Origin of the sequence: Pseudonocardia sp. Ae331_Ps2, assembly GCF_001932405.1 — a bacterium.
Classification (GTDB): Bacteria; Actinomycetota; Actinomycetes; order Mycobacteriales; family Pseudonocardiaceae; genus Pseudonocardia.
In genome coordinates, this window is sequence record NZ_MCIM01000001.1 from 457685 (window position 1) to 478062 (window position 20378).

Genomic DNA, 20378 nt, shown 5'->3' on the forward strand with positions numbered 1-20378 from the left:
CCAGGCATCCGGGCGCAGCCGTCTCCGACGAGGAAGGACGCCCTGCGTGCCGAGGAACATCCCCGGCTCCGTGGCGGCCCGGCGCTCCCCGAGCCGGGCCGACCCGAGCCGACCGTTGCCGTCGACGACCGTCGTCACCCGTGACGTCGGCCCGGAGCGGGGCGGGAGGCACCGCCGCGCGGGCCGGGCCCGCACCCTGCAGGTCCTCACCTCCGCGCTCGCGGGCGGCGGACTCGTCGCCGCGCACGCCGCGACCGGCGGCGGACTCCCCCGGGTCGACGACCTCGCGCTGCAGGCCTTCAGCTCCCCGGCCGCGGACGCGTCGCCGACCGACGCGGCCACCGCGGCGCCGTCGGCACACTCCGGAACGGCGCGGTCGCTGGCCGAGCCGCCGCCCCCGGTCGACGTCGACGCGATCGTCGGCGCCGCGAACGGTGCGGTCGGCTCCGCGGTGACCGCCCGCGACGAGGCGCGCGAGCGCGCCCGGGCCGCCGCCCGCGAGGCACGGGAGGCGGCCGCCCGCGCCGCCGACTCCGCGCGCTCCTCCGCCGGGGCCGCCGACGCACCCTCGGCCGGCGGCCCGACCGGCTCCCCCACGTGTGCCCTGGGCACCGCGGGCATGGAGGGCGTCGCCGCGAACGTGGCGAGGGCCGGGGAGAAGCTGCGCTGCCTGTTCGGCGTCGACTCCGTGCTGGGCATCGGCAGCCGCGGCAACGCCTCCGACCACCCGAGCGGCAAGGCCCTGGACTTCATGGTCGACCGGGCGACGGGCGACCGGCTCGCCGCCTACGCCCAGCAGCACCGGGACGAGCTCGGGATCTCCTACATCATCTGGCGGCAGCGCATCGACACCGGCAGCGGCTGGACGGCCCAGGAGGACCGGGGCGGGGCGACGGCGAACCACATGGACCACGTGCACATCTCGTTCAGCTGACGCCGCGACGATGATCGTCACGACCGAGCGGTCCGGTGCCGTTCCCGGCACCGGATCCCTCAGTCGCGACGATCTCCGCTCAGCCCAGCAGCGCCCGCATCTCCGCGATCTCCGCCTGCTGCGTGTCGAGGATCCGCTGCGCCACCTCCCGTGCCCGCGGGTCCACCCCGGCGTCGAGCTCGGCGCGGGCCATGGTCACCGCACCCTCGTGGTGGGCGATCATCATCTCGAGGAACGACCGGTCGAACGCGGCGCCGGACGCGCGTTCCAGCCCGGCCATCTGCTCGTCGGACATCATCCCCGTCATCCCGGCCATGTCACCGTGACCGGCGTGGGGGTCCGCGGCGGGCGCGGCGCCCCAGTCGGCCAGGAACCCCTGGAGCTGCCCGATCTCCGGGCCCTGGGCGGCCTCGATCCGGTCGGCGAGGGCGCCCACGCGGGCCCCGGCGCGGCCGTCGGCGAGCCGTGCCATCGCGATCGCCTGTTCGTGGTGCGGGATCATGCCCTGGGCGAAGGTGACGTCGGCGCTGCTCGACGACGCGACCGGCGGTGCGGACGCGGCTCCGCCGGCGCAGCCGGTCAGGACGAGGGCAGCGGTCAGTGCCGTGGCGGCGAGCGCCACGTTCGTGTGTGTCATGTGTCGGTACTCCCGTGTCGTGGGTGCTCGGCGGCTCCGGCGCTCTCCCGCGCCGGAGGCCGGTCACGTCCGCGACACGCAGAGCAGCGCGAGCCGCCGTGGGACCGGGGGCGAGCGGCCGGTCGGTCCGGTCCGCGGGCGCCCCGGGCCGACCGGCCCCCGCGACGCCGGCAGCGGCGCCCACCCGGACAGCAGCACCGCCGCGGCGAGGACGACCCCGGCCACGAGCACGGCCAGGCACAGGTGCAGCAGGTGCGCGGCCCCGTCGTGCGACGATCCGTGGGGACCGGGACGTGTGGCCCCCGCCGACGCGCCGTCCGGGACGGGGTGCGCCGGTACCGCGGCGGCGCGGGCCGGTCCATCGTGCAGTGCCGAGTGCAGTGCGGAGTGCGAGGCGGAGTGCAGTGCGGGGTGCGGGGCGGCGTGCGGCGTGCCCGCGGGACGGTCGTGTACACCGGAGTGCGCGGATGGCGCCGCGAGCGCGTGCATCCCCAGCAGCCCGAGCAGCACCGGCAGCACGAGCACGAGCAGCCGGGTCCGGTCCGTCACACCTCGACCGTACCGGCGGGGTGGATACCACTACCCCCTAGGGGTATGGTCGCGGTGGACCCCGAGGAGGACGCGATGCCCGGCTACGCCGACACCAAGGACGCGCACGTCAAGCGGATGCGCCGGATCGAGGGCCAGGTCCGCGGCATCACGAAGATGATCGAGTCGGACAAGTACTGCATCGACGTGCTGACCCAGGTCGCCGCGGTCAACAAGGCCCTGGAGGCCGTCGCGCTGGGCCTGCTCGACGAGCACCTGAAGCACTGCGTCGCCGACGCCGCCGCCGAGGGCGGCCCCGTCGCCGAGGAGAAGATCCAGGAGGCCAGCGCGGCGATCGCCCGGCTGGTCCGATCCTGACCCCGATGGCGCCGGACCCCGATGGCGCCGAACCCCGCACAGGAGAGAGCACGATGAGCACCGCCAGCTACACCGTCACCGGCATGACCTGCCAGCACTGCGTCGCCTCGGTCACCGAGGAGATCAGCGAGATCGCCGGCGTCACCGACGTGGCCGTCGACCTGCCGACCGGCGCCGTCACCGTCACCAGCGACGACGAGGTCTCCACCGAGGCCGTCCGCGACGCCGTGCGCGAGGCGGGCTACCAGCTCGTCTGAGCACCCCACCCGACCACCCACCCGGCGCGGGTCGCGACCGCCACCCGCGCCGGGTCGCCCCGGAGGACCGACCATGAGCGACACGTCCCCGGCCCACGGACCCGTCACCGCCCTGCCCCGCGCAGCCGCGACCGGGACCGTCGCCGAGAGCGGCCCAGGCAGCGTAGCCAGCACAGCCGGCACAGCCGGCCCGGGCAGCACAGCCGGCACCGTCACCGAGATCGAGCTCGCCGTCGGCGGCATGACCTGCGCGTCCTGCGCGAACCGCATCGAGCGCAAGCTCAACAAGCTCGACGGCGTCACCGCCACCGTCAACTACGCCACCGAGAAGGCGCGGATCAGCGCCCCCGGCGGCGTCGGGCTCGACACCCTGCTCGGGACCGTCGAGGCGGCCGGCTACACCGCCACCCCGCCGAGCGCCGAGCCCGACCCGGACCCCGAACGCGACCTGCGCGACCTGCGGAACCGGCTGATCGGCGCCGTCGTGCTGTCGGTGCCGGTCGTCGTCCTCGCGATGACGCCCGCGTGGCAGTTCGTCGGCTGGCAGTGGGCCTCGCTGCTGCTCACCCTGCCGGTGTGGGGCTGGGCCGGGGCGCCGTTCCACCGGGCCGCCTGGACGAACCTGCGTCACGGCGCCGCCACGATGGACACCCTCGTCTCGATGGGGACGACGGCCGCGCTCGCCTGGTAGCTCTACGCGCTGTTCCTCGGCACCGCCGGGATGCCCGGCATGGTGCACCCCTTCGAGCTGACGATCTCGCGTACCGACGGCAGCGGGAACATCTACCTGGAGGTCGTCGCCGCGGTCGTCACGTTCGTGCTGGCCGGTCGCTACGTCGAGCTCCGCTCCCGCCGCCGGGCCGGCGCCGCGCTGCGCGCGCTGCTGCAGATGGGCGCGAAGGACGTGACGGTGCTCCGCGACGGCGCCGAGGTCCGCGTCGCCGTCGACGAGCTCACGGTGGGCGAGGAGTTCGTCGTGCGCCCCGGGGAGAAGGTCGCCACCGACGGCGAGGTCGTCGACGGCCGCTCGGCGGTCGACGTCTCGATGCTCACCGGCGAGTCGGTGCCGGTCGAGGTCCGGGCCGGTGACACCGTCGTCGGCGGGTGCGTGAACTCCGGCGGGCGGCTCGTCGTGCGGGCCACCCGGGTCGGCTCGGACACCGCGCTCGCGCAGATGGCGCGGCTGGTCGAGGAGGCGCAGAACGGCAAGGCCGAGGTGCAGCGCCTCGCCGACCGGATCTCCGCGGTGTTCGTGCCGGTCGTCGCCGTGATCGCCGCCGCGACGCTGCTGGCCTGGATCCTCACCGGCGCCCCGGCCTCGACCGCGTTCACCGCGGCCGTCGCCGTGCTGATCATCGCCTGCCCGTGCGCGCTCGGGCTGGCCACACCGACCGCGCTGCTCGTCGGCACCGGCCGCGGCGCCCAGACCGGCATCCTGATCAAGGGCCCGGAGATCCTGGAGTCGACGCGCCGGGTCGACACCGTCGTGCTCGACAAGACCGGCACCGTCACCACCGGCACCATGGCGCTGACCGATGTGCACACCGCCGACGACACCGACGAGGCGACCGTGCTGCGCCTCGCCGGAGCGCTGGAGCGCGCCTCGGAGCATCCGGTGGCCGCCGCGATCGCCGGGGCCGCCACCGAGCGGGTCGGTGACCTGCCCGCCGTCTCCGACTTCACCAACCACGAGGGTCTCGGCGTGCAGGGCGTCGTCGACGGTCACGCCGTGCTCGTCGGCCGCCCGCGGCTGCTCGAGCAGTGGTCGGTCCCGCTGTCCGACGACCTCGCCGCGGTCGCCGCGGACGAGGCCGCACGGGGCCGCACGACGGTCGCCGTCGCCTGGGACGGGGCCGCCCGCGCCGTGCTCGTCGTCGCCGACACCGTGAAGCCGACGTCGGCGGAGGCGATCGCGGAGTTCCGCAGGCTCGGGCTGCGCCCGGTGCTGCTCACCGGGGACAACCGTGCCGTCGCCGAGACCGTCGCCCGTGAGGTCGGCATCGAGCCCGGCCCGGAGACCGTCGTCGCCGACGTGCTGCCCGCGGACAAGCTCGCCGTCGTGACGCGGCTGCAGGAGCAGGGCCGGGTCGTCGCGATGGTCGGCGACGGGGTGAACGACGCGGCCGCGCTGGCCCGGGCCGACCTGGGCCTGGCCATGGGCACCGGCACCGACGTGGCGATCGAGGCGTCGGACATCACCCTGGTCCGGGGCGACCTGCGGGCCGCGGCCGACGCCGTCCGGCTGTCCCGGCGCACGCTGGGCACGATCCGGGGCAACCTGTTCTGGGCGTTCGCCTACAACACGGCCGCGATCCCGCTGGCCGCGTTCGGGCTGCTCAACCCGATGATCGCGGGTGCGGCGATGGCGTTCAGCTCGGTGTGCGTGGTGCTCAACAGTCTGCGGCTGCGCCGGTTCCGTCCGCTGGCGGTGTGACCCCGCCGGCCGCGGGGTCGCGGGCCAGGTGCTCGGCGATCGAGCGGAGCTTGATGTTGAGGTGCTGCGAGGCGCGGGTGAGCCGGTCGAAGGCCTGCTCCGAGGTGATCCCGTAGCGCTCCCGCAGGATACCGATCGCCTCGCCGATCACCTGCCTGCTCCGGACGGCCTCGTGCAGGTTCTCCCGCGTGCGTGCGGCGTCGATGGCGACGGCGGCGTGCGCGGCCAGCACCGCGATCCGGTCCTGCGCGGCGGTGTCGAACGCGCCGGCGGCGCCGAAGACGTTCAGGGCGCCGGTGGTGCGGTCGTCGGTGAACAGCCGCGACGCCACCACCGAGCCGATCCCCCGGCGCGCGGCGGCCGGGCCGAACCGGGGCCAGCGCGGGTCGTGCTCCAGATCCGCCGACACGACGTTGCGGTCGGCGCGGATCGCCTGCAGGCACGGACCCTCGCCCAGCTCACGCTGCAGGTCGTCGAGGATCTGCGCGGACGGGCCGGTGCTCGCCGGGGTGACGATCCGGCCGCCCGTGGTGAGGGTCAGCGTCGCGTGGGTGCAGCCCTCCACGAGGCCGGTGCAGGCCTCGATCACACGCTCGCAGGCGTCGGTGGCGTCCTGGGCACGGTAGAAGTGCCGGGACAGCCCGGCCATGACGCCGGCCAGCTCCTCGGGGGCGCGGGCGGCGTCGGCGTCGGCACGGAACTCCCCGGAGGGCCGCTGTGACAGCTCGTCGGTCCAGGGCGACCGCCGTGCCGTCATCTGCCGCTCCTCGGTGTCCGGGGGGCGGCCCCGCCGGCTGCAGGATCTCAACCGACAGGACCTGGGCCGGCGTACGCCCCGGGTACGAGTGCCGGCATGGTCCTGGCATACCCGGTCGGCGGCCGCCCACACGTCATCGGCCGGCCGGATGCAGATCCGGGCTGCGGTCGGCCGGGCCGGCGTGCAGGTGGTCCAGGCACCGCCGCAGGTGCAGCACGATCCCCGACGCGGCGAGGCTGTCCTCCCAGCCCGCGCGCTGCGAGTCGAGCCGGTCGGTGACGCGGTCCAGCGCCTCGCGGGCGGCGGCCAGGTGTCGGCGGTGCCCGTCGAGCCCGGATCGGGCGGGACCGCGGGTCAGGTGCGCCAGCTCCGCCGACCGGATCGCGGTGGCCAGGTCCGCCATCGCCTCCGCGACCGGGGTGCGCAGCTCCGGGTCGAGGACCAGGACGGTGCGCTCGGCCCACGCCGTCTGGGCCAGGACCGTGCTGATGTCGCGGACGAGCACCGCGAGCTGTTCCAGGGTCTGCGCGGCCTCGTAGAGCTGCTGTCCGCGGGCCCGGTAGGCGCGTGCCCGCAGGTTGGCGCGCCGGCCCGCGTCGGCGGAGCGGACCGCCTCCCGCGTCGCGTCGATCAGCGGCTCGAAGTCGTGGCGGTGGTGTGTCCACTCCTCGCGCTCGGGTGGCCACCGTTCGGCCAGGACCTCCGCCATTTCCTGCAGGTGGTCGGCGATGCCGTCGCGCAGCCGCGTCACGACACGGTGCGCGCGGGCGTTCTGCGGCGGGGGTGGCAGGGCCAGGGTGACCGCGATCCCGACCAGTACACCGAGCAGGGTCTGGCCGAGGTAGCCGGCCATGAACCCGGACGGGTCGGCGGCCCCGATGAGGATGGTGAACAGCGCCGCCGTGGGGATCAGGTCCCGCGCCGCGGCCAGCACGGGCACCGCGCCCGCCGCGATCCCGGCCAGGACGGCGACGGCCACCGCCCACCACCGGGCCCCGCCCAGGTGCAGTGCGGTGGCACCGAGACCGACACCGATGCCGGAGGCGAGCACCGCGAACAGGCTCTGGCGCAGCGAGTCGAAGACGGTCGGGTAGCAGACGAGCAGGGCGCCGAGCGGCGCGTAGTAGGGGTACTGGCCGAGCACACCGGGGACGAGGGTGGCGAGGTACCAGGCCGCGCCGGCCGCGGCGCCGGCCCGCCAGGCCAGTCGCATGCGGTGGCGCAATCCCTCGGTGAACAGGGAGGCCGGGGAGTTCGGGTGGTGCGGGATCAACGACGGCTCCGTCGGTCGTGCAGGTGGTGTGGGAAGCGGGGCCGGCTGTTCGACCGCGAGGGCCCTGACCACCCGTCGGCCGCGGGGAACGCGGTGGAGTCCGGGGGTGGCGCCGTGCGCACACGGGCGCGGGCCGGACGAGGGCTACCTGCGGCCGTGCGGCACAAACCCGGCCGGTGGCAGGGTGGGCCGGTGCGCGCCATCGTGATCGGCCACGACCACGTCGCCGGGCTCGGGCTGCTCGGCCCGGCCCTGGAACGACACGGCGTCCGTCCGGAGTGGACGACGGTGGTGCCCGCGTCCCGGTACGACACCCCGGACGTCGACACCCGGTTCCCCGACCCCGCCGGGGCCGACCTGGTGGTCACCCTCGGCGCGCCGTGGCCGCGGGAGCGGATCGCCGGGTGGGCGGGCCGCGAGGTCGACTTCCTGCGTGCCGCGCACGACGCCGGCGTGCCCGTCCTCGCGGTCTGCTTCGGTGCCCAGCTCCTCGCCGAGGCCCTCGGCGGCGGCCGGACGACGCTGCCGGCCGCCCGGATCGGATGGCACCCGGTCGACCCGGTCGACGACCGCCTCCCGGCCGGACCGTGGTTCTGCTGGAACGCCGAGCAGCTCGTCGCGCCGCCCGGGGCGGAGCTGCTCGCGACCAGCGGGGCCGGACACGAGGCGTTCCTGGCCGGCCGCAGCGTGGGCGTGCAGTTCCACCCCGAGATGACCGTGGACCTGCTGGAGCGCTGGTTCACCCTCGGTGTGCCCGACGGTCTCGACGCCGACGCGCTCCGGGCGGCGACGGCGGCGCAGGACCCGCAGCGACTCGCCGAACGGGCGCAGCGGGTCCTGGCCCTCGCGCTCAGACCGCCAGGAAGTGCTCCAGCGTGATCGGCAGCGACCGGACCCGCACGCCGGTGGCGTGGTGGGCGGCGTTCGCGACGGCCGCGGCCACCCCGACGATCCCGATCTCCCCGATGCCCTTGGCACCCACCGGGTTGACGAGCGGGTCGTGCTCGTCGACCCACTCGGCGTCGATGTCGCCGACGTCGGCGTTCGCCGCCACGTGGTAGCCGGCGAGGTCGTGGTTGACCACGTGCCCGCGGGCCGGGTCGACGACGCCCTCCTCGTGCAGCGCCATCGACAGCCCCCACACCATCCCGCCGAGGAACTGCGAGCGGGCGGTCAGCGGGTTGAGGATGCGTCCCGCGGCGAACACCCCCAGCATCCGCGGCACCCGGATCTCGCCGGTGTCGGCGTGCACCGCGACCTCGACGAAGTGCGCCCCGTGCGCGCCCATCGCGTACTCGGCCATCGCCGGGTTGTGCCCGGCGACGCCGTCGGCCTCCGCCCCGTCCTCGGGGTCGGTGCCCCACTTGTCGCGGAACCGGTCGGCGGCCTCGACGATCGCCGTCGCCCAGGACGCGGTGCCCGCGGAGCCCCCGGCCATGGTCGCGTGCGGCAGGCCGGTGTCGCCCAGGTTCAGGTCCACCTGCGCGGGTGGCACCCCGAGCGCCTCGGCCGCGATCTGGGTGAGCACCGTGCGGGCGCCCTGGCCGATGTCGGACGCGGCGATGTCCACCCGGTAGCGACCCGGCGCTCCGGCGCCGGGGGTCCCGTCGGCCGAGTACCGGATCGCGGCGGCGGAGCCGGGCATCGCGAACGTCGGGAAGAACGCCGCGGCGACACCGGTGCCGTGCCACCAGCCGTCGACGAGCCGGGTGCGCGGCCGCGGGTCGCGGTCCGCCCAGCCGAACCGGTCGGCGCCCCGCCGCAGGCAGGCCACCAGGTTGCGGCTGGAGAAGGGCCTGCCGGTGTCGGGGTCGACGTCGGGCTCGTTGCGGATCCGCAGCTCGACCGGGTCGATCCCGAGCGCGACGGCGAGCTCGTCGACCGCGGACTCCGCACCGAAGCTGCCGGGCGCCTCGCCGGGGGCGCGCATGTACGTCGGCGTCGACAGGTCCAACGGCACCACCCGGTGCGAGGTCGCCCGGTGCGGCGCCGCGTACAGGTGCCGGCTCATCACCGCGGTCGGCTCGCCGTACTCGGCCATCCGTGCCCCGCCCTCGACGACGTCGTGGGCCAGCGCGTGCAGCCGACCGTCGGTCCCCGCGCCGAGCCGGACCCGCTGCACGGTCGCCGGCCGGTAGCCGGTGGTGTCGGTCATCTCGCGCCGGGTGAGCGACAGCTTCACCGACCGGCCGGGGACGGCCCGCGCCGCGAGCACGGCCAGCACCGACCCCGCGTGCAGCGCGCCCTTGGTCCCGAACCCGCCGCCGACGTGCGGCGAGACGACGGTGACGTCGTCGTCGCCGATCCCGAACAACGCCGCGACCTGGCGCCGGGCGTCCCAGACCGACTGCGAGGCCTCGAACAGGGTGAGGTGCCTGCCGTCCCAGCGGGCCACGGTCGAGTGCGGCTCCATCGGGTGGTGGTACTCGATCGGCGTGCGGTAGGTGGCGTCGATCCGTACCGGGGCCTGCGCGAACGCCGTCTCCGGGTCGCCGGTGCGGGTGTCCGGCGGGAACGCGACCACCACCTCGGGGGTGTAGGCCTGCGACGAGTCGGGGTCGAACGCGGTGACGGCGTCCTCGGCGTCGTAGGTGACGACGACGGCGCCGGCGGCCTCCCGGGCCGCCTCGGCGGTCTCGGCGAGCACCGCGGCGACGTACTGGCCGCGGTGGTGCACGGCGCGGGTCTGCAGGACGGCCTGCTCGGTGCTCGCGCCGTCGTCGAGCCGCGGCGCGGTGTCCGCGGTGAGCACCGCGACCACCCCGGGGACCGCGGCCGCGGCGGCGGTGTCGACCGCGCGGACCCGGCCACGGGCGATCGTCGCGCCGACACCGCACAGGTGCAGCGGCGCGACGGTGTCCTGCTCGTAGGCGTAGACGGCGTTGCCGGTGACCTTGGCGGGGCCCTCGATCCGGGTGTGCGCGGTGCCCGCGGTGCCGGGGGTGACGGTGCTGGTCATGCGGCCTCCGTCCGGTGCGCGGCGAGGCCACGCAGGGTGGCGGTGACCGTCCCGGCCACCAGCGGGATCTTGAAGGCGTTGCCGCCGACGGCGGTGTCCACGGCACGGGCGTCGGCGGTCTCGGCCGCCGCGGCGGCCCGGAACGCCTCGTCGGTGGCGGGCCCGCCGAGCAGCGCCTGCTCGGCGCGGTGCGCCCGCCACGGCCGGTGCGCGACCCCGCCGAGGGCGATCCGCACGTCGCGGACGGTGCCGTCGTCGGCGACGTCGAGGGCCGCGGCCACCGACACCAGCGCGAACGCGTAGGAGGCGCGGTCGCGGACCTTGCGGTAGGCCGAGCGCGCGGCGACCGGCAGTGCGGGCAGCTCGACCGAGGTGATCAGCTCCCCGTGCTCCAGCACGGTGTCGCGGGACGGGTCGTCGCCGGGCAGCCGGTGCAGCTCGGTCGCGGCGACGGTGCGCTCCCCGTCCGGGCCGAGGACGTGCACCCTGGCGTCGAACGCGGCCAGGGCGACCGCCATGTCCGACGGGTGGGTCGCGATGCAGCCGCCCTCGGGCGCGCCGAGGATCGCGTGGTGGCGGGCCCAGCCCTGCTGCGCGGAGCAGCCCTGCCCCGGGTCCCGCTTCGTGCAGGGCGCGGTGAGGTCGGCGAAGTAGGAGCAGCGGGTGCGCTGCAGCAGGTTCCCGCCGGTCGTCGCCATGTTGCGCAGCTGCCCCGAGGCCCCGGCGAGCAGCGCCGCGGACAGCGCCGGGTAGTCGCGCCGGACCCGCGGGTCCACGGCGACGTCGGTGTTGCGGGCGCCCGCGCCGATGGACACGCCGCCGTCGGCGGTCGGGGTGATCGCGGTGGACAGCAGCCCGGTGACGTCGACGAGCGTGCCCGGGCCGGCCACGCCCAGCTTGAGGTGGTCGACGAGGTTGGTGCCCCCGGCCAGGTAGACGGCGGACGGGTCGGCGGCGACGGTCGCGACGGCGGCCGCGGCGTCGCCGGGGCGGGTGTAGGCGAACGGCTTCACCGCGACGCCCCCGCTCCGGTGCCCACGGCGCTGACGGCGCTGACGGCGCTGACGGCGCTGACGATGCCGGAGTAGGCCGCGCAGCGGCACAGGTTCCCGGACAGGCGCTCGGCGATCTCGGCACGGTCCAGCACGGCGGGCCCGTCGGCGGACAGGTCGGAGGTGACCGCGCTGGGGTGCCCGGCGCGGGCCTCATCGAGCATCCCGACGGCCGAGCAGATCTGGCCGGGGGTGCAGTAGCCGCACTGGTAGGCGTCGTGGGTCACGAAGGCCTCGGCGAGCGGGTGCAGGTCCGCCCCGTCGCCGAGGCCGTCGGCGGTGGTGACCGCGGCGTCGTCGTGGGCGACGGCGAGCGAGAGGCAGGACAGCACGCGGCGGCCCGGCCCCTGCTCGCCGGGCCCGGCCATCAGGACGGTGCACGCACCGCACTGGCCGTGGTCGCAGCCCTTCTTGGCGCTGGTCACGCCGAGCCGGTCACGCAGCGCGTCGAGGACGGTGGTGCGGGTGTCGACCGTCAGCTCGTGGCGACGGCCGTCGACGGTGAGGGAGATCGTGGAGTCCACGATGGTGCGCTCCTTCGGGAGACGGAGTGGAGACCCCGAAACGGAGCCTCCTCCGTTACTATAGAGGAACGATGTTCCGGTTAGGCAACCCGAAGGCCGGCGAGGAAGAAGCCGACGGCGCGCCGGGCGTCGTAGGCAGGGTCGGCGTCGGCAGGGTCGGCAGGGTCGGCGTCGGCACCGAAGCACAGGTTGCCGATCCCGCGCAGCACCTCGTAGGTGGTGACGTCGGACGGCAGCTGCCCGGCATCCCGAGCCGCCCGGACGATCTCCTCCGCCGCCGGCAGCAGCCGCTCCACGAACAGCTCGTGCAGGGCGGCGGAACGGCCGTCGTCGTGGACGAGCATCGCGACCAGCCCGTGCTTGGTGACGACCAGGTCGACGAACTCCCCGACCCACGCCACGAGCGCGTCGAACGGCGTCGGACCGGCGTCCAGGCAGGCCCGGGCGGCCGCGGCACAGCTCTCGACCTGGTGCCGATAGACGGCGACCACCAGGTCGGGCCGGGTCGGGAAGTGCCGGTAGACCGTGCCCACACCGACCCCCGCGCGGGCGGCGATCGCCCGGACCGGCGCGTCGACGCCCGAGGTCACGAACTCGGCCGCGGCGGCCTCGAGCAGGGCGGCGCGACTGCGCCGGGCGTCGGACCGCACCGGTTCCCGCTGCACACCCACCACAGACTCCCTGCCGCCCGGAACGCTGTTCCGCATCGTATCTGGCACAGCGTTCTGCTCCATCTCGGGAGACGAGGTCGTCGCGCAGGTTTAGCCGACTGGGTAGTTCGGTCATCTAACTACCATGACCTCCTCCCGGCACGCACTCATCTCCGGCGCCGGCATCGCCGGCTCCGCGCTCGCGCTGCGCCTGGCCGCGTACGGCTGGCGCACCACCGTCCTGGAGCGCACGCCGCGACGGCGCGACGAGGGGCACAACGTCGACGTCCGCGGCGCCGCACGCGAGGTCCTGCGACGGATGGGGCTGGAGGACGCGGTGCGGGCCGCGGGCACCCGGGAGGTCGGCTTCCGCGTGATCGGCGACGACGGGCGGGCCGTCGCGGAGATCCCGATGGACCCGACCGGGCCGACCGACGGGCCGACCGCCGAGCTGGAGATCCTGCGCGGGGAGCTGGCCCGGGTGCTGATCGAGGCCGCGCCGGCGTCCACGACGTTCCGGTTCGGCACCCGGATCACCGGCGTCGAGGACCGGGGCACCGCCGACGGCCCGGCCCGGGTCGCCCTCGACGACGGCACGACCGTCACCGCCGACCTCATCGTGGTCGCCGAGGGGCTGCGGTCGCGCACCCGCGACCTGGTCTTCGACGACGTCACGGTCCGCGAGACCGGCATGTACGGCGCCTACCTGACGATCCCCCGCACCACCGACGACAACGCCTGGTGGAACTGGTTCCACGGGACCGGCTCGCGCGGGGTGCACCTGCGCCCGGACAACCTGGGCACCACCCGCGCCATGCTGACCTTCCTGTCCGGGGTGCGGGGCCTGGAGACCCTCGGCGACGCCGACGTCCGCACCGTCCTCCGCCGGACCTTCGCCGCCGCGGGCTGGGTCGCCCCGCGGATCCTGCGCGAGCTCGGCGACGGGCCGGACGGAGCCCCGATGTACTTCGACGCCGTCGGGCAGGTCATGGCCCCGCGCTGGAGCTCGGGACGGGTGGTGCTCCTCGGCGACGCCGCGCACTGCCCGTCGCCACTGGGCGGCGGGGGCACGAGCCTGGCACTGATCGGTGCCTACGTGCTGGCCGGGGAGCTGGCCTCCCACCCCGGCGACACCGCAGGCGCACTGCGCCGCTACGAGGAGCTGCTGCGGCCCGCGACCGATCGGGCACAGAAGCTCCCGCCGCTGAGGCTGGCCAACCCGCGGACCCGGGCCGGGATCCGGACGCTGCGCACCGCGTTCCGGGCCGTCGCGAGCCCGGCCGGGAAACGGGTCACCGGAATGCTCGGGGCCACGCCGACCGGCGCGGTCGACACGTTCGGCCTCCCGGACTACCCGGCGCCGAGCTCGTCGAGCGTGGCGACGACCTCGCGCAGGTAGCGCTCGACGACCGCACCCTCGTCGTCGGAGAGGCGGCGGGCGACGTCGTCGAGGGCCCGGACGGCCGGCTCCCACTGCGCGAGCCGCGCACGGAAGGACTCCTCCCGCGAGCGCACGGTGACGCGGCGGCGGTCGTGCGGGTCGGGCACCCGCTCGAGGTGACCTGCCGCCTCGAGCCGGTCGATCAGCGCGGTGGTCGAGGCCGGCCGCAGGTCGAGCCGCCGGGCCAGCTCGGTCGGCCCGAGCGAGCCGTGCACGTCGAGCAGCCGCAGCGCCCACAGGTCGGTCGGGTGCAGCCCCGCCCGCCGGGCCTGTCTCCCGGTGAACTCGTGGGTCGCCCGGGTCACCGCCTCCAGCGCGACGGTCGGGCCGGCGAGCCCCTCCAGCAGGTGTCGGCTCTCGCTCATGCGGCCTCCCGGCTTCGGTCCACGGCACCGTAGCCGGACAGGGCCGGCCGCATTCGCGGCGGGATCGGTCACGAGATGGTCACGAATTCATCGCGCCCCGTCGAGGGCGATCACCCTGTCGCCTCCCTGGAATGGCAACGATTCCGCGTAAACTGATCAACCAACCGCAGGTGACGGCCCTGTGATGTGATTCACTCGATCGAGTGGCGACGCATTTTTGCCCACCATTCCCGGAGTCGACCCGACGAATTCCCGGAATGCCGGCGTGCGTAATCTCCGGAATCGTGATCGAACTCGAGGGGGTCTCCAAGGTCTACCGGAACGGAGCCCTCGAGCTGCGCGCACTCGACTCCGTGGACCTGCGCGTCGACGACGGCGACCTCGTCGCGATCATGGGCCCCTCCGGCTCGGGCAAGTCCACGATGATGAACATCCTCGGCTGCCTCGACGTGCCGAGCTCCGGCAGTTACCGGCTCGACGGCATCGACGTCGGCCGGATGTCGGACAACCGGCTCGCCGACATCCGGCTGCAGAAGATCGGCTTCGTCTTCCAGTCGTTCAACCTGCTGCCGCGCACCACCGCACTGGCCAACGTGGAGCTGCCGCTGGTCTACGCCGGCGGGCGCGACCGCCGGGGCCGGGCGCGGCGCGCGCTGGAGCGGGTCGGGCTCGCCGACCGCGGCGACCACCGGCCCAACGAGCTCTCCGGCGGCCAGCAGCAGCGCGTCGCGGTGGCCCGCGCACTGGTCACCGACCCGTCGATGATCCTGGCCGACGAGCCGACCGGGAACCTCGACACCACCTCGACCACCGACGTGATGAACCTGTTCGTGGAGCTCAACGAGTCCGGCCGCACGGTCGTGCTGATCACCCACGAACCCGAGGTCGCCGAGTTCGCCAAGCGGGTCGTGACCCTGCGCGACGGCCGGATCGTGAGTGACGAGCGCCGATGACGATCTGGGAGTCCGCGCGGATCGCGGTACGGGGCCTGCGTGCCGGGCCGCTGCGGTCGCTGCTGACGATGCTCGGGATCATCATCGGGGTCGCCGCGGTGATCGTGCTGGTCGCGTTCGGCAACGGGCTGCAGCGCTTCGTCGCCGACGCGTTCGGGCCGCTCGCCAACCAGATCCAGATCACCCCGGACCGCGGCGGCATCAGCGGCACCGGCACCCCGCGCGACCTCACCGACGCCGACGTCCGCGCCCTGCGCGACCGGGCCTCCGCCCCGGCGGTCGCCTCGGTCAGCCCGTCGGTGACCGGCTCGGCGCAGCTGCAGCTGGCCGGCGGCGGGAGCGTCCGCAGCGGCGTGACCGGCGCCGACGCCGACTATCTCGACATCGCCAACCGGGAGCTCGTCGTCGGGTCGTTCTTCGACGACCGCCAGGCCACGACCCGGGCGAAGGTCGTGGTGCTCGGCCCCAACCCGGTGGCCACGTTGTTCGGCGGCCGCGCCGGCGAGGCGCTCGGCTCGGAGGTGCGGATCGGTCGCACCTCGTTCCGGGTGATCGGCGTGCTCGCGGCCAACGGGCAGCAGGACGACGTCGCGGTCATGCCGCTGGGTGCCGCGCGGGCCTACCTGACCGGCGGCGGCGACGACGTCGACCAGATCACCGTGCGGGCGGTGTCCACCGACGCGGTGCCGCAGGCGGTCGAGCAGGTCACCACGATCCTCGACGAACGGCACCGCATCGACGACCCGCAGGACCGCGACTACACCGTCACCGCGCTGCAGAGCCTGCTCGACCAGTCCTCGCAGGTCCTGAGCTTCGTGACGATCTTCGTCGCGGCGGTCGCGGGCATCTCGCTGCTGGTCGGGAGCATCGGCGTCGCCAACATCATGCTGGTCACGGTGACCGAACGGACCCGCGAGATCGGCATCCGCAAGGCCATCGGCGCACGCCGCCGCGCGATCCTGCAGCAGTTCCTCATCGAGGCGATGGTCCTGACCGGCATCGGCGGGGTCATCGGGATCCTGCTCGGCGTCGGAGTGTCCGTGCTGGCCGGGATCGTCCTGCCCCGCCTCGTGCCCGACTTCCCCGCCCCGACGGTGTCGGCCGGATCGGTGGTGCTCGCCTTCGGGGTGAGCCTGCTGATCGGGCTGCTCGCCGGCGGCTTCCCCGCCAACCGGGCCGCACGGATGCGGCCCATCGACGCACTGCGGCACCAGTGACAGCAGCTGAGGAGCACTTCATGACCCGACTGCGGCTCGCGGGCAGCCTGCTGCTCGCCGGACTCGTCGGCCTCACGGCCTGCAGCGGCGGGGAGCAACCGCCGCCGACGGCCATCGTCGACCGGGGTGTGGTCTCCACCGGGGTGTCGGCGTCGGGCTCGCTGGTGTCGATCACCCAGCAGAACCTCGGGTTCACCGCGGGCGGCCGGATCACCGAGCTGCTGGTCGAGGTCGGCGAGACCGTCGCGGCAGGGCAGCCGCTGGCCCGGCTGGACGACGCCGAGGCCCGGTCGAAGGTCGTCGCCGCGCAGGCCGCCCTGGACCAGCAGCAGGCGTCGCTGGGCAAGCTGACCGGCGCGAACACCGTCGAGGCCGCACAGACGTCGCTGGGCTCGGCCGAGTCGGTGCTCGCCGCGACCCGCGACCAGGTCGGTGCGCAGAACGCCGCGAACGACACCGCCGTCGAGCGGGCGAAGGTCCAGCTGGCCTTCGACCGCAAGCAGCTCGCCGCGGCGCAGGAGAAGCTGGAGACCGACCGGCGGGCCTGCAAGCGCTCCGGTGGCAGCACCGCGACCGCCACCCCGGACCCGGCCACCCCGGAGCCCGACGCCGCGTCCTCCGGCGGCGGCCTGCTCGGCGGCCTGTCCGGCGGGTCCGGCACGTCGGGCGGGTCCGGACTCGGCGCGGCCACGACCGACCCGGCCTGCACCGCCGTCGCCGCCGACGAGCAGGCCGTGACGACGGCGAAGGGCCAGGTCATCGCCTCCCAGACGGCGCTGGCGCAGGCCGAGGGCACCCGCGACACCGGGGCTGCCTCCGGCCGGGTCTCCATCGCGAACGCCGAGAGCGCGGTCGCCGACGCCCGCTCCCAGCTCACCGGGGCGAACAACGACGCACCGGCCGACGTCGCGGTGCAGGACGCCGTGGTCGCCGACGCCCGCAACACCCTCGCCGACGCCCAGCGCGGCCTGGACGACACGCTGCTGCGCGGCCCGGTCGCCGGCACCGTGTCCGCGATCAACGGCGCGGTCGGCGACGTCGTGCCCGCCGCGAGCTCCACGACCGCGCTCGCCCCCGGCTCCGACGCCCGGATCCCGCAGGCCGTCGGGTCGGCGTCGGCGGCATCGGGCACCGCGGGGGCCACCGGGGGCGGCGCGTCCGCGGCCGGCGGGGCCCCGTTCATCACCCTCAACGACCTGCAGACCTACCAGCTGGTCGTCCCGTTCGAGGAGAGCGACGCCGCCCGGGTCGCGCCGAACCAGACGGTCGACGTCACCGTCGACGCACTGCCCGGGGTGAGCCTGCCCGCGACCGTGGTGGCCGTCGCGCCGACCGCGACGCAGCTCTCCGGCGTCGTGAGCTACTACGCGACCGTCGTGCTGAACCGTACCGACCCCCAGCTGCGCGACGGCCAGACCGCACAGGCCGACGTGCGCACCGAGGCCCGCAACGGGGTGCTGCGGGTGCCCAACACCGCCGTCCGGCAGGAGGGCGGGCGCTCGGTCGTCGACGTGCCCGGCGACGACGGCGCCCCGGTGACCCGGCAGTTCGTCCCCGGCCTGGTCGGTGACCAGTTCACCGAGGTCCGCTCCGGCCTGGACGACGGCCAGCAGGTCCTGCTGCCGCAGGCCACCGTCGCGGCGACCCCGGGCGGCCCCGGCGGAGGTGGCCCCGGCGGGGGCGGCGCGGGCGGGAACTGACCCGCTCCGCCCGTCACCCCCGGCGCGCTCCGCCCCGGTGGGTGACCGGACGCGACGGCGCGTCCTCCGCGACCGTCCCGGCCGTCGCCGGGATGGTCCGCCAGGCGACGATCGCCGCGGCCAGGGTGACCGCCGCGGCGATCAGCGAGGTCGTCTGCATGGCGACGGTGAACGAGGCGCGGGCACCGTCGAGCACCGGCGAGGCCGGGTCGAGGGCGTTCGTGCCCGCGGCGAGCGAGTCGGTCACCGCGGCCCGCGCGGCCGGGTCCAGCCCGGCGGGCAGCGTGAGGCGGTCGCGATAGATCAGCGACACCACCGACCCGAGGACGGCGACGCCCATCGCGACCCCCAGCTCCAGCGCCGTCTCGGAGATGGCCGACGCCGCTCCCGCCTTGCGCGGCGGCACCGACGACACGACCGCGTCGGTGGTCAGCGTCTGTGTCAGGCCGACGCCGAGCCCCAGCGGGACCAGGGCCAGCGCCAGCCACAGGTAGCTGGTGAAGCCCTCGGCGACCGCGACGGCCACCAGCCCCCCGGTGACCAGCCCGAGGCTCACCGCGATCGCCCGGCCGAGCCCCAGCACGCGGGAGAACCGCCCCACGACGGCGACGACGGCGACCGCCGACAGCGTGGTCGGCAGCTCCCCGAGACCGGCCTGCAGCGGTGAGAACCCGCGCACGAGCTGCAGGTACTGGGAGAAGAAGAACAGCGTCCCGATGAGGGCGAACACGGCCATGAACCCGGCGAACACCGAGCCGGCGAAGGCCGGGCGGGCGAACAGCGACACGTCGATCAGCGGGACGGTCAGACGCCTCTGGCGACGGACGAACAGCGCGCCCAACGCGAGCCCGGCCGCCAGCGCGGCGACGCCGGCGACGTCGATCCCGGCCGTGACAGTGTGCTTGACCGCCCACACGACCGGCACGATCGCGGCCATCGACAGCAGCGCCGAGACCAGGTCGAACGGCCCCGGTGCGGGGTCGCGCGACTCGGGCAGCAGCCACACCCCGGCCACGATCAGCACGACCATGATCGGGACGTTGATCAGGAACACCGAGCCCCAGGAGAAGTGCTCGAGCAGCGCGCCGCCGACCAGCGGGCCGACCGCGGCACCGCCGCTGGCCGCGGCCGCCCAGGCCGCGACGGCCCGGGCCCGCTCGGCCGGGTCGGTGAACACGGTGCGGATGAGCGACAACGTCGAGGGCATCAGCGTCGCGCCGGCGACGCCGAGCAGCAGCCGGGCCGCGATGAGCATCGCGGGGCTGGTGGACAGCGCCGCGAACAGCGATGCCGCCCCGAACGCGGCGGCGCCGACCAGCAGCAGCCGCTTGCGGCCGATCCGGTCGGCCAGCGACCCCATGACGACGAGCAGCCCGGCCAGCGCCAGGGAGTAGACGTCGCCGATCCACAGGATCTCGGTCGCCGTCGGCGACAGGTCCGCGGTCAGCGAGGGCACGGCGAGGTAGAGGACGGTGTTGTCGACCGCGAGGACCAGGACGGCGATCGACAGCACCACGAGGGCCGCCCAGCGGCGGCGGGGCGTGAGCCCCTGGGTGGTGGTGTCGGCGTACATGAGCAAAACTGTACCAACTGGTCGGTTTAGTTTCGACGTGGTGTCCGTCTCGCCGGCACCGGACGGGAGGATGGACGCATGGGTCGCACGACCGGACGGTCCCCGGAGGACACACGCAAGCTGGTGCTCGACGCCGCCGCGTCCGCCATCCGCACGCACGGCATCGGGGCGACGCTCGACCTCGTCGCGCGGGAGGCCGGGATCTCCAAGGGCGGACTCGTCTACCACTTCCCCAGCAAGACCGCGCTGCTCGTCGCCCTGGCGCAGGTGGAGCTCGACGCGTTCTGGGACGCCGTGCACGCCCACCTCGACCAACCCGAGGGCACCCCCGGACGACTGGTGCGCGCCTACGTGCGGGCCAGCCTGGCACCGGTCGACGAGGGCGAGGCCCTGGAACGGTTCACCCTGATCGCGCAGCTGCTCGCGGTGCCCGAGGTCCTCGACCTGGCCCGGGTGGACGACGAGCGCTGGCAGGCCGCGCTCGCCGGGGACGGGGTGCCGGAGGCGACGCGCACGCTGGTCCTCGCCGCCGCCGACGGGATCGGCGGACGACCGCTGTGGGCGGCGGACCTGGAACCGGCGGTGCGGGAGCGGCTGGAGGCCGACCTGCTGGACATGGTGGACGCGGCGCTGCGCACGCCGCCGGCCGAGCGCTGACCCCGCGGCGCGGTCGGCCGTCCCGTACCCGTCGACTGTGACGATCGTGTGTCCTACCGCCCCTGTGGCGACACACATTCCTCACACCG

The 20378-nt window shown here is 75.1% G+C and carries 19 protein-coding genes and 1 pseudogene; 10 read left to right on the forward strand and 10 right to left on the reverse strand.

The features are described from left to right. Nucleotides 1-46: 46 nt before the first annotated feature. Nucleotides 47-934: a hypothetical protein gene (locus Ae331Ps2_RS32960; RefSeq protein WP_233147625.1), complete on the forward strand. Its 888-nt coding sequence runs from the start codon at nucleotides 47-49 to the stop codon at nucleotides 932-934. A 79-nt stretch (nucleotides 935-1013) separates the two neighbouring features. Here the strand turns inward: Ae331Ps2_RS32960 and Ae331Ps2_RS02280 are convergent, their stop codons facing one another. Both Ae331Ps2_RS02280 and Ae331Ps2_RS02285 read right to left on the reverse strand, forming a co-directional pair. After that, nucleotides 1014-1571: a DUF305 domain-containing protein gene (locus Ae331Ps2_RS02280; RefSeq protein ID WP_075311042.1), complete on the reverse strand. Its 558-nt coding sequence runs from the start codon at nucleotides 1569-1571 to the stop codon at nucleotides 1014-1016. Nucleotides 1572-1634: 63 nt separating this feature from the next. Further along, nucleotides 1635-2120, reverse strand: a complete 486-nt coding sequence (locus Ae331Ps2_RS02285) for a DUF6153 family protein (RefSeq protein WP_075311040.1) — start codon at nucleotides 2118-2120, stop codon at nucleotides 1635-1637. A gap of 75 nt (nucleotides 2121-2195) precedes the next feature. Here Ae331Ps2_RS02285 and Ae331Ps2_RS02290 point away from each other — a divergent pair, with 75 nt between their 5' ends. The 3 genes and pseudogenes from Ae331Ps2_RS02290 (at nucleotide 2196) to Ae331Ps2_RS02300 (ending at nucleotide 5168) form a co-directional block, all read left to right on the forward strand. Further along, the gene (locus Ae331Ps2_RS02290) at nucleotides 2196-2477 is read left to right on the forward strand and encodes a metal-sensitive transcriptional regulator (protein WP_043278418.1); all 282 of its coding nucleotides are present in this window, start codon (nucleotides 2196-2198) and stop codon (nucleotides 2475-2477) included. A 53-nt stretch (nucleotides 2478-2530) separates the two neighbouring features. Then, a complete protein-coding gene (locus Ae331Ps2_RS02295; RefSeq protein WP_020623949.1) occupies nucleotides 2531-2734 on the forward strand; it encodes a heavy-metal-associated domain-containing protein in 204 nt (67 codons plus the stop codon). A 241-nt stretch (nucleotides 2735-2975) separates the two neighbouring features. Next, nucleotides 2976-5168, forward strand: a pseudogene (locus tag Ae331Ps2_RS02300) (heavy metal translocating P-type ATPase). Here Ae331Ps2_RS02300 and Ae331Ps2_RS02305 read toward each other — a convergent pair. Both Ae331Ps2_RS02305 and Ae331Ps2_RS02310 read right to left on the reverse strand, forming a co-directional pair. Next, nucleotides 5125-5925, reverse strand: a complete 801-nt coding sequence (locus tag Ae331Ps2_RS02305) for a GAF and ANTAR domain-containing protein (RefSeq protein WP_075311038.1) — start codon at nucleotides 5923-5925, stop codon at nucleotides 5125-5127. The pseudogene Ae331Ps2_RS02300 and the gene Ae331Ps2_RS02305 overlap by 44 nt on opposite strands. Nucleotides 5926-6058: 133 nt before the next feature. Continuing rightward, nucleotides 6059-7198, reverse strand: a complete 1140-nt coding sequence (locus Ae331Ps2_RS02310) for an aromatic acid exporter family protein (protein WP_075311036.1) — start codon at nucleotides 7196-7198, stop codon at nucleotides 6059-6061. Between the two features lie 192 nt (nucleotides 7199-7390). Between Ae331Ps2_RS02310 and Ae331Ps2_RS02315 the strand changes: the two genes are divergently transcribed. Then, nucleotides 7391-8077 (forward strand): type 1 glutamine amidotransferase, encoded by a 687-nt coding sequence (locus Ae331Ps2_RS02315; RefSeq protein ID WP_075311034.1) that lies wholly within the window; start codon nucleotides 7391-7393, stop codon nucleotides 8075-8077. On the opposite strand, the gene Ae331Ps2_RS02320 is transcribed toward Ae331Ps2_RS02315, so the two are convergent. From Ae331Ps2_RS02320 to Ae331Ps2_RS02335, 4 genes are all read right to left on the reverse strand, one after another. Then, nucleotides 8049-10157, reverse strand: coding sequence for a xanthine dehydrogenase family protein molybdopterin-binding subunit (locus tag Ae331Ps2_RS02320; RefSeq protein WP_075311032.1), 2109 nt, complete (start codon nucleotides 10155-10157; stop codon nucleotides 8049-8051). The two genes, Ae331Ps2_RS02315 and Ae331Ps2_RS02320, sit on opposite strands and share 29 nt — an antisense overlap. After that, a complete protein-coding gene (locus tag Ae331Ps2_RS02325) occupies nucleotides 10154-11170 on the reverse strand; it encodes a xanthine dehydrogenase family protein subunit M (RefSeq protein ID WP_075311030.1) in 1017 nt (338 codons plus the stop codon). Before Ae331Ps2_RS02325 ends, Ae331Ps2_RS02320 begins: the two co-directional genes overlap by 4 nt. Next, on the reverse strand, nucleotides 11167-11733 hold the full coding sequence (locus tag Ae331Ps2_RS02330) for a 2Fe-2S iron-sulfur cluster-binding protein (RefSeq protein WP_075311028.1): 567 nt from the start codon (nucleotides 11731-11733) through the stop codon (nucleotides 11167-11169). The genes Ae331Ps2_RS02325 and Ae331Ps2_RS02330 overlap by 4 nt, the downstream gene beginning before the upstream one ends. An 80-nt stretch (nucleotides 11734-11813) precedes the next feature. Continuing rightward, nucleotides 11814-12404 (reverse strand): TetR/AcrR family transcriptional regulator, encoded by a 591-nt coding sequence (locus Ae331Ps2_RS02335; RefSeq protein ID WP_212567675.1) that lies wholly within the window; start codon nucleotides 12402-12404, stop codon nucleotides 11814-11816. Nucleotides 12405-12528: 124 nt separating this feature from the next. On the opposite strand from Ae331Ps2_RS02335, the gene Ae331Ps2_RS02340 reads away from it, so the two are divergent. Then, nucleotides 12529-13782: an FAD-dependent monooxygenase gene (locus Ae331Ps2_RS02340; protein WP_075311013.1), complete on the forward strand. Its 1254-nt coding sequence runs from the start codon at nucleotides 12529-12531 to the stop codon at nucleotides 13780-13782. Here Ae331Ps2_RS02340 and Ae331Ps2_RS02345 read toward each other — a convergent pair. Continuing rightward, nucleotides 13734-14189 carry a MarR family winged helix-turn-helix transcriptional regulator gene (locus Ae331Ps2_RS02345; protein ID WP_075311011.1) on the reverse strand — a complete coding sequence of 152 codons (456 nt, stop codon included), beginning with the start codon at nucleotides 14187-14189 and terminating at the stop codon, nucleotides 13734-13736. The two genes, Ae331Ps2_RS02340 and Ae331Ps2_RS02345, sit on opposite strands and share 49 nt — an antisense overlap. Before the next feature lie 257 nt (nucleotides 14190-14446). Between Ae331Ps2_RS02345 and Ae331Ps2_RS02350 the strand changes: the two genes are divergently transcribed. From Ae331Ps2_RS02350 to Ae331Ps2_RS33935, 3 genes are read left to right on the forward strand one after another with little or no spacing between them, the layout of a single operon-like run. Then, nucleotides 14447-15142, forward strand: coding sequence for an ABC transporter ATP-binding protein (locus Ae331Ps2_RS02350; RefSeq protein ID WP_075554119.1), 696 nt, complete (start codon nucleotides 14447-14449; stop codon nucleotides 15140-15142). Continuing rightward, nucleotides 15139-16359, forward strand: coding sequence for an ABC transporter permease (locus Ae331Ps2_RS02355; RefSeq protein ID WP_020622710.1), 1221 nt, complete (start codon nucleotides 15139-15141; stop codon nucleotides 16357-16359). The genes Ae331Ps2_RS02350 and Ae331Ps2_RS02355 overlap by 4 nt, the downstream gene beginning before the upstream one ends. Nucleotides 16360-16379: 20 nt before the next feature. After that, entirely contained in the window at nucleotides 16380-18059 is a 1680-nt protein-coding gene (locus Ae331Ps2_RS33935; protein ID WP_075311007.1) for an HlyD family efflux transporter periplasmic adaptor subunit, read from the forward strand. A gap of 13 nt (nucleotides 18060-18072) precedes the next feature. On the opposite strand, the gene Ae331Ps2_RS02365 is transcribed toward Ae331Ps2_RS33935, so the two are convergent. Beyond that, the gene (locus Ae331Ps2_RS02365; RefSeq protein ID WP_075311005.1) at nucleotides 18073-19632 is read right to left on the reverse strand and encodes an MFS transporter; all 1560 of its coding nucleotides are present in this window, start codon (nucleotides 19630-19632) and stop codon (nucleotides 18073-18075) included. 78 nt (nucleotides 19633-19710) lie between these two features. On the opposite strand from Ae331Ps2_RS02365, the gene Ae331Ps2_RS02370 reads away from it, so the two are divergent. Continuing rightward, the gene (locus Ae331Ps2_RS02370; protein WP_075311003.1) at nucleotides 19711-20289 is read left to right on the forward strand and encodes a TetR/AcrR family transcriptional regulator; all 579 of its coding nucleotides are present in this window, start codon (nucleotides 19711-19713) and stop codon (nucleotides 20287-20289) included. The last annotated feature ends 89 nt before the right edge of the window (nucleotides 20290-20378 follow it).